Here is a 13,225-nt window from a genome sequence, read left to right as displayed (position 1 = left end):
GAGCCTCCTATGCCACGACCTGTTCAAAATCTGCCGTTATGGTTACCCACAGCGCCCCCACGCTTGCCGACCATTTACGACAAACCACCCTGATCGGTTTCCAGTCATAAGGTGGCGTCCACTGAAATGCACGGACGCCACCGTGCCGTTCCAGAAAGGCTTTTAAAGATGGGTGGTCACATTTACGAACACGTATCGTCACGCTGTAAGTCGACAACTGGTTATTCAGTCCCGCCGCACGACGCTGTTCATAACCATCGCCCAGCTTCACTGTCACCACTTTCGGCTCTGATACCACATTCATATCCGGGCGCACTTTCCAGTGAAACGTCTCCATTACCGATATGCTCCACTTAACCGACCACCATCACGGGCCTGCTGTTGCATAAAGTCCGCTGCCGCTTTTTTCCCGAGGTCATAAACCGCCTTCAGGGCAGCCGGACCTATCTGCCCGTTCGTGCCATCGTTATTGATCTCGATGTTGTACTGCGGGGCAAACATCGCCATACCTGAACCACCAATATCCGCCACAACCCCCAGCTTACCGTCAGCACCACGACGCAGTGGCAGAATGGCTTCAGGTCCCGCTTCCCCCATCACACCCGCGCCTTTTGCAAAAGCAAAAAACGTCGGACGGTTAACCACCGTGCCACTGTAACGACTCAAATCAGCAGACTGATAAATCCCCCCATTGGCATTCAGGGAAAGGCTGCTGAGATCAAATCCCAGTACACTGCCAATCCCTTTTATCGATTTCATCATGGTTGCCTGCGCCAGGATTTTCGCCATATCTGACAGCACAGAAGAGGTGAAGGATTTGAAATTGAGTTTGCCGGTAGTGACAAAAGTTGCCAGGCCATTTCCCATGTTGCTGAAGGCTGACGAGAACACCTGTTCTGCTGTTCCTGCCGTATTATCTGCATCCACGGTAAAATTCTGAAATGCACGCAGGACTCCGTTTTTCCAGTTACCCTGCACAACTTCAAGCTGTTGCCAGTAACGGCGATTCTCATTCAGTTGTCGGTTCAGGCTCTCCGTCAGCGCCTGCTCGGCCTTTCTGTAGTCATCCGTGTTATATGTTCCTTTCTGCTCACTATCCCGCCTCAACTGCTCCAGCTGTTGCTGGTATTTCTGGCGAAGACTCAGTTGTACCTGATATCGCTGCCGCTGCTGATCACCCATACCCACCGTGGCGATATCCAGGTCATGTTGCTGACGCTGAGCGCGCTCTTCTTCAGCCAGTTGACTGGTCAGCTGAATTGTTTTTTTCTTCAGCTCGTTGAGTGCCGTCTGTTTCTGAAGCTCCTGCTGTTTTACATCCAGCAGCGTCAGTGCCTGAATCAGTTCATCTTTACGGGCCAGCACACTCTTTTCATCTGCCGTCAGTTTTTTCCCGTCCAGGTCGCTGATGCGCTGCTGCAGAGCCAGAAGCTGTTTATGCGCTTCTGTCATCCTTTCCGTGGCAATGCCTGCTGACTGTCTGGCAGCAGCAATCTGTCCTTCCACCTGTGCCTGTTGCTGACTGTACTGCAGCAATAACCGGGTGGCCTCATCATTACGGGGTTCGCGTGTTTTTTTCTTACCGGATGCCAGGGCTTTCTCGTAACGTTCATTTTCACGTTGTATCGCCGCATCCCTGACAGCCTGATCGGCGTACTGCATGGAATTAATACGCGCAATTTCACGCTGATGTCGTGCTGCTTCCGTTTCATTCATCCGGTTCAGTGCAGCATTTTCAGCATTACGGCGTTTCTGTTGCTCCTGATAATTCTGCTCTGCCTGCTCTTTTGCATCCTGCAAATCCTTCTGGCGTTTTTTCTCCTGAAGCTCGTTAAGACGCTGCTGATCGTACTCAACCTGAGAAGATGATGCCGTCCAGGGGAGTCTTTTCGCCCGCGACACTTTCTCCTGTAAAGCGGAAATCTGTTCATCCAGCGAGTCTTCACGACCAATATTCATGGCCGCATCCCAGAAACGACTCCATAAATCAGACAGATACTTCAGCGTACTGCCCAGCGCATTGAGGTTATTATCAATATCCGCAGTACGCCGACCGGTTTCCTCTGCCAGTGCAGACATGGCTATCCGTGCCGCATCACTGGACCGCCCCTGTTCCCCAAGGACGCGTATCTGCTCAAGCTGAGTGGCAGTAAGAAAATGCAGCTCATTGTCCAGAGCCTTCGCGGCATTTACAGGATCATCCTTCAGCCGCTTAAACTGATTTATGGTATCGCTGACCGACTGGCCAACCGATCGCTCCATCTGTGCGGCAGCTCTCGCCACCATACCGATATCGTTTCCACGAAATGCACCACTCCCCACCACCTGAGCCAGCGCACCGGCTGCAGCATGTTGCGTGATACCATTCCCGGAAATAGCACGACTGAGCGTCCACAGCTGCCCGGCAGTGACTCCGGCATAATGCCCCGTCAGCGACAACTGGCGGTTAAATTCTTCCCCCTCCTTCTGACCATCATACCAGGCTTTACCCAGACCATAGACGGCCGCGGCAATACCGCCAATAACCCCGCCCAGCATCATGCCTTTCGGTGACATCAGTGTGTCTATCCATCCGGCACGGTTAGCCAGCGTTATCCCGGATCCCCTCAGCGCACCTAAATTGCCGCGAGCCAGTTCAACTATCAGAACGCCTATCTCCTGGCGGGCCGCTGCACTTTTCAGACCCAGCGAATGCGTGGCTTTTCCTGCCTGCTCCATTTTGCGGATATACACTTCTGCAGCACTGCTTACCCCCAGCTGGGCAGCCTTAGCACGAAGCAACTCAGAAGAAGAAAGATTCTGGCGGGTTGCCTGCTCTTTAAGCTGACGGATAAACGCCACTTTCTGTCGGGTAGCCTCTTCCTCAGCCTGTGTAAGAACACGGGTTTTCGCAGTAACCTCAGAAATCAGCGCCAGATAATCCTGCTGACCAATCCCGCCACTGTTTCTGGCCTGTCGGATCTGCTGCTGAATACGCTGTAATTCCTGCAGCCCCGCACTGGCCTGTTTCACACTGTCAATCTGACGATAAAACGCAGCAGCCGCTTTATCCTGAGCCTCCGCCAGAGCCATGGCCTGCGCCTGTTCCTCGCGCATTTTCTGGCTCAGTGCCTCCATGCGCTGGCGGGTTTTCTCCACCTCGCGGGCCATGCGTTCATGAGCCTGTGCGTTCTTCTCCACCGTCTGCGCATGGACGGATGCGGCTGTTGCAGCCGAAGAAGCTGCCTGCGTTGTCTGCCGGGCGGCCTGAGTCTGACGCTCCATAAAACGCTGCATACGGGCAGAAGACCGTTCTGCATCGCTGGCTGCACCATTCAGAAGGTTTTTGATACGGGGAATTTCATTTTTAAACTCTGCCGCATCAATCCCCAAATCAATGACCAGGTTGGCTATCTGGTCCATAACGCACACCTCCGGAAATACCTTCCCCAAGATGCATCAGTTCTTCGTCCGTTCGCTCCGGTATCCCGTTCTCTTCCGGTAAAAGGCTGAAATCAGCCACCGCAGCATCACTGCTACCGGACACCATTCTCACGATCAATGCCTTCAGCGAGGCAAACTGCGCATCCATCCACACATCACTGAAGCTCTGCATCCGGAAATAATCGCCCCACTCACCAAGCTCAGTGGCCGACATTTCCGACAGCATCCGCCGCCAGTCTGCCCGCCGGAACTCCCGGGCAAGCCGCATGACAAACTGCATTTCCCGCGTCAGGACTTTTCCGGCGTCAGCACCTCATGCTCCAAATCCCCGGCATTCTCAATGACTCCCATACCGCTCAGCGACAGAACCATCTCCGCCCCCGCTCCCAGGGCATCATACGACCATGTTGTAATAACGGATGCGCAAAGCGTCTCAACATCCTGAGACTGTTCCGCATTCCACAGTGAGCGGGAAACCAGCCAGGCATTGATATCCATCCCCATCCGCAGAAAAGCAATCTGTCGTTCAGCCTCCGGCAGTTCTCCCTCTTCGGCATCAAACTTTGCCGTTCGCTGCTGAACAAACGCCAGATATTCAATTCTCTGCAGCCCGGACAGCTCACTGAGCACCACGGACTGCTTTTCATAATTAAACGTGCCCTGTTTCAGAAACATCATGTTCTCCACCTGCAAAAAAGCCCCGGATAACCGGGGCAAATGATGAGTATCGTCCTGTTAACCTGCGGCGCTGACAGCCACCGCAGCCACTGCCACAAAATCGCCGTCAGAAGTCATGCCCACAATGCTGACACTGCCCTGCTTCACGCCTTTCACCGTGGCCACAAGCCCGTTCAGGGTCACCGTGGCAGTCTGTGGATCTGTCGAATGCACACTGATCGCTTTGTCACTGGCTCCGTCAGGTTTTACTGTAAAGGTCAGCGTGGTGGTTGCTCCCACTTTTACACTGGCAGATGCCGGTGCCACCGTCAGCCCGGTAACGCTCACTGTTTCAGTGCCTTCCTCTGCCAGATACGGACGCCCCACACCGCTGATTTTCACTGTGCGGGTCATCACGTCTTTTGAGGCAATGGTTTTACCCAGTGAGCTCAGCCAGCCACGGAAAACATCAACAGTGCCGTTGGGATATTTGATACGAAACGCGCAGACTTCACCGGAGTCGAACAACTGAACCAGTTTTTTCTGCCCGCTGTCACCCGGACGCCAGGCCAGCGTCGCCGAAGTATCACCGACGGATTTCTGCCCCTGGGTTGTCGTTTTCCAGTCTGCATCTTCATCATCGAGATAAGTGTCATCTTCTGCATCAGCGGTCATTTCGCCAGGTTGCAGATCCTTCACCATCGCAAGACGCAGCCAGTCAGTGTCCGATAAAGGGTTCGCAAACGCATCGCCCTTGCCGGTGTACATCCAGAACGTCGTTCCCGCACCTTTCGTTTTTGCCAGTGGATTTGGTGTGGTCATTGCCACCTCCTTTAATTCGTGTACGTGATCTGGTACGTGATTTCCGCCATCGCCCAGGTGGCCATCTCATTATCACGTTGATAGTTAAAACCGAGAGGGATCAGGGTGTCGATGAGTCCGGAAAGTGCCGGTATATCATTCAGGGCCGGGAAAATGGTGCTCTCCATCCACATATCCAGCTCTGAATCCGGTGCCTGTGCCCGGATGAAGACAGCAATATGCAGAACAGCCTGCCAGTCATCTTCATCCGTCATTTTTCCGGTGTACTGAGCATCACTCAGCCACACCGCCACGGCAGGCAGTTCCTGCGCATCAATAAATGCCGGAAGCCCGTCAAAAAACGTGGCGCTGTCTCCACACTGTTCCCGAAGGCGTGCCAGTACGGCCTGGCGGATTTGTGTATGTCGGTTCATCGGGTCAGCCATAACCTCAGTTGTTGTTTCAGTGCATACCCCAGCTGTTTCGGCATTTCCGCAGCAATAATGCGGTCGCGGGCATCTTCAAATGCCTGTGTCAGCGGTCCGGACAGCGGGACTTTCACCACATCAATGGGGTAACGATTTTTGCCATCAATACGCCGCATCACATGCCAGCGACCATTCGCCAGTTGCTGAATAAACGCATCCCGGAAAAGATATTTACCCACCTTCAGCACACTGCCACGGTACTGCAGTTTTCCACCACGCCGGGCCAGTCTGACCCGGGCTGTCCCCAGCTTAATAGCGGGCAGATTGCCCCGGTTAACGCGGATCCTGGCCGTCATTTTTCCTGACGGACTGGCTTTAAACACCCGGACACGCTGACGTACCAGTTTCAGGGGGATCCCTTTCACCTGGTTATCTCCCGCAACGGTATTCCCGGCAACCTGCCGGGTGGCGACCGAGACCGCTTTCTGTGCCACACGGTTTATCGCCCATGCGCTGGCCTGTGGCACCATACGGGTATCAAGGCTGTTCAGATTACGGATGGCATTCTCAAGCCCCTTCATCCCACACCTCTTTACTCAATAAAGATCATTGGCTTACCGTTAAAACGTTCATGCCGTGTGACCGTCCATTGTTGTCCGTCATAAACAACGCGATCCCCGCGCCGTGGGCGGTATCCCGAAGAAAACACCACCAGAGAGACCGCAGGTCCGGACAGAGCATTCAGCTCTGCCAGTGTTTCTCCCGGGATCACAGTCATATCGACATCATTAATCGAGGCTGTCTTTCCCATCTTTCTAACCGTGATAGCATCCATACGCGCTGCCAGCCGGGAAAAGGGATCAGACATTGAGTTTTACCGGCACTTCTTCTGCACTGGTTCCGGCATCTGCCCAGACAACCCCGACCAGCGGATCAGAGCCGCTGTTAGTCAGCTGAACTTTTCCGGACTTCAGATAAACCTTCTTACCCGTTTTCATGTCATCCGTTTTCAGCTTAGGCAGCATAAACACACCTTCGGTCATGCCGTCGCCTGTTTCACCCTGTGGAATATCGGTCAGCGCCACCGCAAAAACATCGCCCACCTGCACCAGATCTCCGCTGCTGATGGCTGCACTGGCAACAATCGCCACCGTTTTTCCTTCTTCTACAAAATTCTTTGCCATAACTGTCTCCGCACAGCCCCGTTCAGGGGCTGATTTCAGGTACAAAAAAAGCCCTTACGGGCCATCAGAGTTGTTGTCTGCGACGTTTACGCCGTACATTTCACCAGACCGCGGTGATCAACTGGCGCGACACCGGCGTCAATACGCACTTTCGTTGTCACGCCATCCACACTGAAGCCCTCCATCTGATCAATATATGGCGTATCCACACCGTTGAGATAAGCCACTTCAATCGTATCGGAGCCTTTTGACGCAGCCAGGTAGAAGGTGGTCTGGCTGTTATCATCAAGACGAGGCTCTGCAATAACGGTCGCAAAATCTTTCACCGGGTTAATAATACCGGCGTTAATGTCAGCCCCCTTGACACTTGAGGAGCGAATGACCTGGTTAGCAACAGACTCCATCGCCGTCGGTACCAGTACGAACGCAGGACGAATATTCAGATGACGCTCCCCCTCTTTCTGAACGCGCATCAACTGGCGGGCTTTATCCAGCGATGCCACGTCCATTGCAGCGCTCTCCAGTACGTTTGCATGTTTCGCTTTATCGAACAGACTTACATTATCTGTGGAGATTTTCGGGTTAGACGTCAGAATGGCATAAACCAGATCGGCAATAGTGGATTTCGCCGCACGGCCCAGTTTCATCGGGACATCGGTCAGCATATTCAGATCATCATTGATAATGGCCTGACGGGTGATACTGAACAGCTCGCCATAGGTCGCCAGTGCAATAGTGGCCTGTTTATCTCCGGTGGTGACGTATTTATATTCCGCCCCTTCACGCACCTGACGCAGAGCACTGAAGCCCCCCATACCCACACGATGGGCAATTTTAAAATCAGACAACTGACCTTTCCGCGTCCACTGTTCATAGGTTTCAGGGGCATCTTCCCAGCCCTGCAGAATGGCTTTGTTCGCAACATCCAGCAGAATATTACCGAAGTCAGACGTACTGTGTGTGAACGCCGCACCGACCATCTGCATCGGGTTATAACCGGAAACCCCAATACCCCGTTCAGTTAGTGACATACGGGCATATTCACGCAGGGTCATCCCGTTGTAGACATTATCACGTTCGGTTTTTTCAAATCCGGCACGCGCCATCAGCGCCTGGCGGATCCCGTCCCCCACAAAATTACCGTTACCGGCATAAATATGAGCCGGGGTATTTTTATTGGATGGCGTGGACTCGCGCCCCATCTCGTTCAACAGCTTTTCACGGGCCTGCTCCAGCGAACATTCAGGATCGGCAAGACACTGGGCCTGCAGCATCTGATAACGCCCGCCAAACATGGCAAACAGATCATTAATACCGTTTACACGCGCTTTTTGCTCTGCCAGTACCTGCGCACGGATACTGTTTTCATCCACCACGGGTGCTGCTGCCTGCACTGGCGTCCGGGAGGCTGCAGGTTCATCATCCTGTACGCGTGGAGCACTGTTGCGTGGCGGAGTAATCATGTTTCGAATGGATTCCGGCATCTTTTTAAATTCCTCTGTACGTTTTGACTGAATACATGCCATTGCCTTAACGGCTGGTGTCACCTGATCAGCAAATCCCTGTGCCAGACATTCGGCACCGGACATCCAGGTCTCATCCGCCAGCATGGCAGCAATTTCATCGGTGGTTTTCCCGGTTTTCTGTGCATAAGCGGGTAACAGAACCGCCTCAACTTTATCGAGCAGGTCGGCATAGGTGCGCATGTCCTCCGCATCACCGCCCGTAAAGCCAAATGGTTTATGAATCATCATGAAGGAGTTTTCCGGCATAATGACCGGGTTTCCCACCATCGCAATGACCGACGCCATTGACGCCGCCACACCGTCGACATAAACGGTAATGGACGCACCATGTGTTTTCAGTGCATTAAAAATGGCGATGCCTTCAAAGACATCGCCACCCGGTGAATTAATATGGAGATTAATGTGGGTGATATCGCCCAGTGCATTCAGATCACTGATAAACTGCTTCGCTGTAACACCCCAGAAACCAATCTCGTCATAAATATAAATATCCGCGTCACTCTGGTGACCTGCCTGCATCCTGAACCAGGAATTATTCTTCGGACTGGTCGTCGGTGTGCTGCGGCTCCTGTCGTTTCGTTGCGGCACTGCTGCCTCCTTTATCACTGGCCGGATCGGTATCAAATACCAGATCCAGCTTGCGGTTTTCATCAATTTCGGCCTTGCGCCGACGTTTGACATCATCCGGATTACGACCACCTGCACGTACCCAGTCTGATTCTGTCGCCGCTCCACCACGAATCTGAATTTTCCAGGCCTCAGCCTCCTTAACAGGGTCAATCCACGGCATCACCGGTCCGGAATACACCGCGGTATACAGTGAAGATCGGTCCAGATCGCGGGGTAGCCTGATAACACCGGATGCCACAGCCTGTTTCAGCCAGGCACGGTACATCGGGCGGGTGACGGCACCAATAAACCAGTCCTGCAGGATCAGGTAGCCATCAGTAGATTCAACCAGCTCCTGACGCTGGGCGCTGTAAGTGCCGTTATAGTTGCGCGCTGTACTGGAAAAACTCAGACGACTGCCCGCAGCCACGGCACGCAACTGACCATTACGAAAAGTTTCAAGGTTAGGATTGGGGCGATCCGACTTCACCATTCCGATTTCTTCGCCGGGTTTCAGATCGTCGTAAATAATGCCTGGCTGAATGGTAAGCTCGCGTTCATTCTCCTTGCTGTCATTACCATCCGTTTCATAGCTCTGTCCGTCGCCTTTCCGGATGTACATCCCCAGAGCAGCGGCGATCCTTGCTGCAGTCAGCTCAGAATCTTCATACTCTTTCAGAGCACTGAGGCGGATCAGCACACCGGACAACAAAGACGTCCCGCGCATCTGGTGCAGACGGCGAACAAATTTAAGATGCAGCATTCGCTCTGCATCCACTTCTTTGGTTTCCATCTGCCGCCCGGATACGGGACGGCTTTTATACACCAGATATTTTTCGGGACGCCCCCAGTCATCAACAAACACGCCCTGATTCAGCCTGTTGCTCTCATCACTGGTCATGGGAATAAAGTCCGGCTCGAGCGCCTCCAGCCAGAAATGAACACCGGCAGAAGGCGTCAAGCTGTTTATGCGCCCGGAAACCATCTGGGCAAACACCTCACCATCGCGCAGCCAGGTACGCAGCATCAGACGTTCCAGCATCGGACGGGTAAACTGCCCGGTGACTTCCGGACTGACAGACCATTCACTCCATCGGGTGCGTATCTCCGCTGCCAGATCACGGGCAATGGCCCCATTGCGTAATACCGGATGTGGCTCGACAATAATCCCGTTTTTCCCCACCACCCGTTCTTCCAGCTTGTCAAATACACCAATGACCAGATCGTGGTTGTTATCAAGGTAACGGGCCTGCTCACGTAACGACACGGCCCCGTACTGGCTTAACTGGTCGGCAGTTCGGTTCTCCCGTCGGGCTTTGTGTGTCCGCGTCGTTTTTACGGCCTCATAAGCCTGAATCACCGCACGGGAACGCAGCCTTGCCGCTTTCCATCCTGGTGAAAAAACGCCAATCACATCATCAAGAATTGCCATCAGAACCTCGCCAGCCGGTACCCGGGATGCCCCCGTCGTCGTGTAATCAGAGCCGCAAGGCGGCGCTCCCACTCCTGCCGTCCCTGCCGGATCTCAGATAAGTTTTCCATGGTCATCTGCTGACCATTAAAAGTGACGGATTTTCCGTCCAGCACCGCCATTTCAGCTTCCGTATAACGCTGAATCATGGCTTCAATATCATTCTGATTCATAACCATCCTCCGGAAGTCAGCCAGGGGTTAACATCGTCAGTTACTGTTTTCTTCCGTTTTTGTTTTTTAACAGGCGTGGATACCGGCTCCGGTGAGGGTGACGGTTCGGTACTGTCCGGGACACACTCCAGCCAGGTTTCCCGGCTCGCCCACTCCGGTGCATCCGGCCAGCGGATCTTTTCGTATCCATGCAGAATGACCAGCGCCTCGGCATACACCATCAGGTCAAAAGCTTCGTTGGCACCGCGACCCGGCTTACTCCATTTCCCGTCACTGCTCCGCTCTTCATACGTCAGTTCGTCGTAAAACCAGCTCCCCAGCCAGTCAGGGAAATGCACATAGCCTGGACCTGGCGAGTCACGCCATAACGCGTTATTCACCCGGTCTTTCAGGGCATCCGTCTGAAGAAGCCAGAGCGGCACATCACCTGCGGCCTGCGCCCGGCGGCCCGTTCGTCCGGTGTTATCAGGGAATGTACGGCTGATCAGTTTTGCGCGCCGGATGCTGTCGCCCTTAAACAGGTAAATACGTTTACCAAGGCCATCACGACGGCAACGACGCCAGAATTTATAGGCATTATCAGTGACCCCGTCTTCACCGCCGGAATCCACCGCCATTGCCATCAGTCGCATTTGTTGAGAAGGATCGGAGGCCAGCGGCCAGCTTTTATGAAAAACATCCGTCAGCAGGACATCCCAGTCTTCCGGATAGCTGGCCGGATCAATTCGCTGGCTCTCCCCGTCGCAGTCACTGCGCAATGACTGCGTGATGTTGTAACGATCAATAATCCAGCGTTCGCCACGGCTGCCATAGCCCGTTACCTGAACCACAAAACGGCGATGACGTCCCGCCTGCACATCCACTGTCGCCACAAGGAAATTAACGCCATCCGGAACACTGCGGGAAGGAACTGGCTCTGCCCGCTGCTCAAGCAGTTCACTTTTTCGTTGCTCCATGCTGGCACGAGGAAGATAAGGCAATCCCCAGTCGGTGTTGATAACCGCCCTGAGTGTTTCTTCGCTTCCTGTCGCTTCATACTCCTGTTCTGCAGTCAGTAATTTGTAAACCAGTTGCGCCCAGGTCTGATACGCAGCAGCTGGCCCTTCCATCCAGAAACTGGCGATACGGGAGCGGCGCGGTTCACCGGAAACGTTGCCGTTACGATCAATGACCTGACCTTCACGTAACCAGACTCCTGCACTATTGAGCTCACGCTTTTTCTCCGCAGTGATAATGCCGCTGCAGTGCGGGCAAAGTAGATACGCCGCCTCACTGGCTTTAAAGGGATCCGGTTCATTACGGTAGCCGGTCATGGCATCCATAGCTGGCTGAAAATATTCACCGCAGTGCGGACATGGCCAGTACCAGCGGCGGCGGTCACCACGATTGTAAAGGGAAAGAATACCAGTCGTCGGTGGCGCTTCATGAGGCGACTTACGTCGCCATTTGCTGTCGCAGATGTCACGTCCCGGCGAGCTCTCCACCAGAGTCATCCCGGCGGACATAAATGTGGTGGTACGTTTTGAGGCCAGGGAGAAACCATCACCCTCGCTGTCGATATTCTCCGGAAAACGGTCGTAATCGGTTAAGGCGACAAACCGGTAATCCGACGACGACATAATGTTGACCGAGGGCCAACCAATTTTAAGGAACGAGCCATCCCTGAACGTCTTATCATGGACATTATTGTCGTTACGACGTGGACTCATTCTTTTCTTTACCGCCGCACTGCTTCTGAACGTTCTGTCGAGGCGCTTTTTAGAATGCTCGCGGGCCTTATCTTCGGTCATCTGCACAACGAGCATGTCCGAAGGATCGCAAACGATGGTATAGACAATCCATCCATCGATCAGACCAATGGTCTTCCCTGTTCGCGCAGGACCAACAAAAATCACCGCATCGTATTCACGCGATGCCAGGCAGTTCATGGGCTCAATGATGTAGGGTGTCAGTTCAGGATCCCATGGCACCGAGTTACCAGCCCCCTTGGGAACACGCATGAATTTTTTAACAGCCTCCGAAATCGGCATGCGACGTGGTGGGGAAAATCCTGCCGATATGTCCCTTCCCAAATTTCGGGCTGATGAAAAACCCATTATTCCTCCTAGAGACTCTCTCCTTCCTCATCAGGAATTAATTCAGCAGCACAAGCCTCGTAGGATTTTTCCTGAAGAGTGTATCGCAGGTCATCAATGGCCTGCTGTACAACGCCGACGGCCTGAGGAGTCAGGGCGCAATCGCGTTCAAGAACATCCGGAATTGTCTCCAGAACCTGGACGACAGCCTTTCTCATGGACGAATAGACGATGACTACTTCATCAACTGGGATGAGTTTTCGCTGCTCCTTTTCCAGCTTGATCCTTTCATTTTCAGACTGGTACCAGTCTTTTCTCTCTTTCGGCTCCATACGGGATGGATCATGAACAGAGTCTGCTGCCTCATGCTTCACACTAAACAGGGCGGGCCCGACATGCTGCAGGGCGTAAACGGGGTTCCCCCTGACAGTCGCAGCCACAGGAGTGTTGGCCGCGAGGAGCCGTTTTTTTACTGTGTCCCGGTGAAGCCCAAAGGCCTCGGCGATTTTAAAAACACTCCAGTAATAAGCATCACCGATCCCGCTCACATTTGACATAAGCAACTCCATCTGGCAGGTGAAAATCAGGTTTATTTATATATTTCAATTAATTGCAAACTGGTCTAATGACAGGGAGAAAAAATATTGTACAGGTGAAAAGAGAAATAACTTTTAATTATCAATAAATTACCAAACATGCTGCCGCCGCCATGGAAATGCAAAAACTAGTCTTTTTCCGCGACGCTCCCGCCCCGTGGCAGGGGCCCCCACCGGGAGGACCCGACAGCCTGACAGCCTGACAGCCGTGATGAGCATCTGATACAGCGCTTTACATAATGGCATAGGAATAATTCAGAAGGACATCACAGCATGCCCACA

At 53.3% G+C, this 13,225-nt stretch carries 14 protein-coding genes; all 14 read right to left on the bottom strand.

The annotated features are described in order from the left end of the window. Positions 1-7 precede the first annotated feature (7 nt). The gene (locus tag HBM92_RS11885) at positions 8-337 is read right to left on the bottom strand and encodes a phage tail protein (protein ID WP_000447251.1); all 330 of its coding nucleotides are present in this window, start codon (positions 335-337) and stop codon (positions 8-10) included. Next, complete coding sequence (locus HBM92_RS11880) at positions 337-3,402, bottom strand: phage tail tape measure protein (protein ID WP_000372037.1); 3,066 nt, start codon at positions 3,400-3,402, stop codon at positions 337-339. Before HBM92_RS11880 ends, HBM92_RS11885 begins: the two co-directional genes overlap by 1 nt. Next, the gene (locus HBM92_RS11875) at positions 3,374-3,703 is read right to left on the bottom strand and encodes a phage tail assembly protein T (RefSeq protein ID WP_001161009.1); all 330 of its coding nucleotides are present in this window, start codon (positions 3,701-3,703) and stop codon (positions 3,374-3,376) included. Before HBM92_RS11875 ends, HBM92_RS11880 begins: the two co-directional genes overlap by 29 nt. An 8-nt stretch (positions 3,704-3,711) precedes the next feature. Next, on the bottom strand, positions 3,712-4,098 hold the full coding sequence (gene gpG / locus HBM92_RS11870; protein ID WP_001297778.1) for a phage tail assembly chaperone G: 387 nt from the start codon (positions 4,096-4,098) through the stop codon (positions 3,712-3,714). A gap of 60 nt (positions 4,099-4,158) precedes the next feature. After that, the gene (locus HBM92_RS11865) at positions 4,159-4,902 is read right to left on the bottom strand and encodes a phage tail protein (RefSeq protein ID WP_000211109.1); all 744 of its coding nucleotides are present in this window, start codon (positions 4,900-4,902) and stop codon (positions 4,159-4,161) included. A gap of 11 nt (positions 4,903-4,913) precedes the next feature. Then, complete coding sequence (locus tag HBM92_RS11860; protein ID WP_001079398.1) at positions 4,914-5,315, bottom strand: phage minor tail U family protein; 402 nt, start codon at positions 5,313-5,315, stop codon at positions 4,914-4,916. After that, positions 5,312-5,890, bottom strand: coding sequence for a phage tail protein (locus HBM92_RS11855; protein ID WP_000677108.1), 579 nt, complete (start codon positions 5,888-5,890; stop codon positions 5,312-5,314). Before HBM92_RS11855 ends, HBM92_RS11860 begins: the two co-directional genes overlap by 4 nt. 11 nt (positions 5,891-5,901) lie before the next feature. Further along, positions 5,902-6,177, bottom strand: coding sequence for a DNA breaking-rejoining protein (locus HBM92_RS11850; RefSeq protein ID WP_001283153.1), 276 nt, complete (start codon positions 6,175-6,177; stop codon positions 5,902-5,904). Continuing rightward, on the bottom strand, positions 6,170-6,493 hold the full coding sequence (locus tag HBM92_RS11845; RefSeq protein WP_001097050.1) for a DUF2190 family protein: 324 nt from the start codon (positions 6,491-6,493) through the stop codon (positions 6,170-6,172). Before HBM92_RS11845 ends, HBM92_RS11850 begins: the two co-directional genes overlap by 8 nt. A gap of 86 nt (positions 6,494-6,579) precedes the next feature. Next, positions 6,580-8,607 carry a ClpP-like prohead protease/major capsid protein fusion protein gene (locus tag HBM92_RS11840; RefSeq protein ID WP_001136586.1) on the bottom strand — a complete coding sequence of 676 codons (2,028 nt, stop codon included), beginning with the start codon at positions 8,605-8,607 and terminating at the stop codon, positions 6,580-6,582. Beyond that, positions 8,552-10,060 carry a phage portal protein gene (locus HBM92_RS11835; RefSeq protein WP_000985957.1) on the bottom strand — a complete coding sequence of 503 codons (1,509 nt, stop codon included), beginning with the start codon at positions 10,058-10,060 and terminating at the stop codon, positions 8,552-8,554. Before HBM92_RS11835 ends, HBM92_RS11840 begins: the two co-directional genes overlap by 56 nt. Next, positions 10,060-10,272, bottom strand: coding sequence for a hypothetical protein (locus HBM92_RS11830; RefSeq protein WP_001072975.1), 213 nt, complete (start codon positions 10,270-10,272; stop codon positions 10,060-10,062). The genes HBM92_RS11835 and HBM92_RS11830 overlap by 1 nt, the downstream gene beginning before the upstream one ends. After that, positions 10,269-12,368, bottom strand: a complete 2,100-nt coding sequence (locus HBM92_RS11825) for a phage terminase large subunit family protein (protein ID WP_000507030.1) — start codon at positions 12,366-12,368, stop codon at positions 10,269-10,271. Before HBM92_RS11825 ends, HBM92_RS11830 begins: the two co-directional genes overlap by 4 nt. Positions 12,369-12,376: 8 nt before the next feature. Then, positions 12,377-12,904 (bottom strand): DUF1441 family protein, encoded by a 528-nt coding sequence (locus HBM92_RS11820; protein ID WP_001389340.1) that lies wholly within the window; start codon positions 12,902-12,904, stop codon positions 12,377-12,379. Between the last annotated feature and the right edge of the window lie 321 nt (positions 12,905-13,225).

The organism is Escherichia sp. E.sYA108 (genome assembly GCF_011754335.1).
Classification (GTDB): domain Bacteria; phylum Pseudomonadota; class Gammaproteobacteria; order Enterobacterales; family Enterobacteriaceae; genus Escherichia; species Escherichia coli.
This window is presented reverse-complemented; position numbering and strand designations above follow the sequence as displayed.

What these genes read in the sequence shown, in the direction of transcription:
- HBM92_RS11850 (WP_001283153.1), bottom strand. Translation starts at nt 6,177, where the DNA reads ATGTCTGATCCCTTTTCCCGGCTGGCAGCGCGTATGGATGCTATCACG.
- HBM92_RS11820 (WP_001389340.1), bottom strand. Translation starts at nt 12,904, where the DNA reads ATGTCAAATGTGAGCGGGATCGGTGATGCTTATTACTGGAGTGTTTTT.
- HBM92_RS11825 (WP_000507030.1), bottom strand. Translation starts at nt 12,368, where the DNA reads ATGGGTTTTTCATCAGCCCGAAATTTGGGAAGGGACATATCGGCAGGA.
- HBM92_RS11885 (WP_000447251.1), bottom strand. Translation starts at nt 337, where the DNA reads ATGGAGACGTTTCACTGGAAAGTGCGCCCGGATATGAATGTGGTATCA.
- HBM92_RS11830 (WP_001072975.1), bottom strand. Translation starts at nt 10,272, where the DNA reads ATGAATCAGAATGATATTGAAGCCATGATTCAGCGTTATACGGAAGCT.
- HBM92_RS11875 (WP_001161009.1), bottom strand. Translation starts at nt 3,703, where the DNA reads ATGCAGTTTGTCATGCGGCTTGCCCGGGAGTTCCGGCGGGCAGACTGG.
- HBM92_RS11855 (WP_000677108.1), bottom strand. Translation starts at nt 5,890, where the DNA reads ATGAAGGGGCTTGAGAATGCCATCCGTAATCTGAACAGCCTTGATACC.
- HBM92_RS11845 (WP_001097050.1), bottom strand. Translation starts at nt 6,493, where the DNA reads ATGGCAAAGAATTTTGTAGAAGAAGGAAAAACGGTGGCGATTGTTGCC.
- HBM92_RS11835 (WP_000985957.1), bottom strand. Translation starts at nt 10,060, where the DNA reads ATGGCAATTCTTGATGATGTGATTGGCGTTTTTTCACCAGGATGGAAA.
- HBM92_RS11860 (WP_001079398.1), bottom strand. Translation starts at nt 5,315, where the DNA reads ATGAACCGACATACACAAATCCGCCAGGCCGTACTGGCACGCCTTCGG.
- HBM92_RS11865 (WP_000211109.1), bottom strand. Translation starts at nt 4,902, where the DNA reads ATGACCACACCAAATCCACTGGCAAAAACGAAAGGTGCGGGAACGACG.
- gpG (WP_001297778.1), bottom strand. Translation starts at nt 4,098, where the DNA reads ATGTTTCTGAAACAGGGCACGTTTAATTATGAAAAGCAGTCCGTGGTG.
- HBM92_RS11880 (WP_000372037.1), bottom strand. Translation starts at nt 3,402, where the DNA reads ATGGACCAGATAGCCAACCTGGTCATTGATTTGGGGATTGATGCGGCA.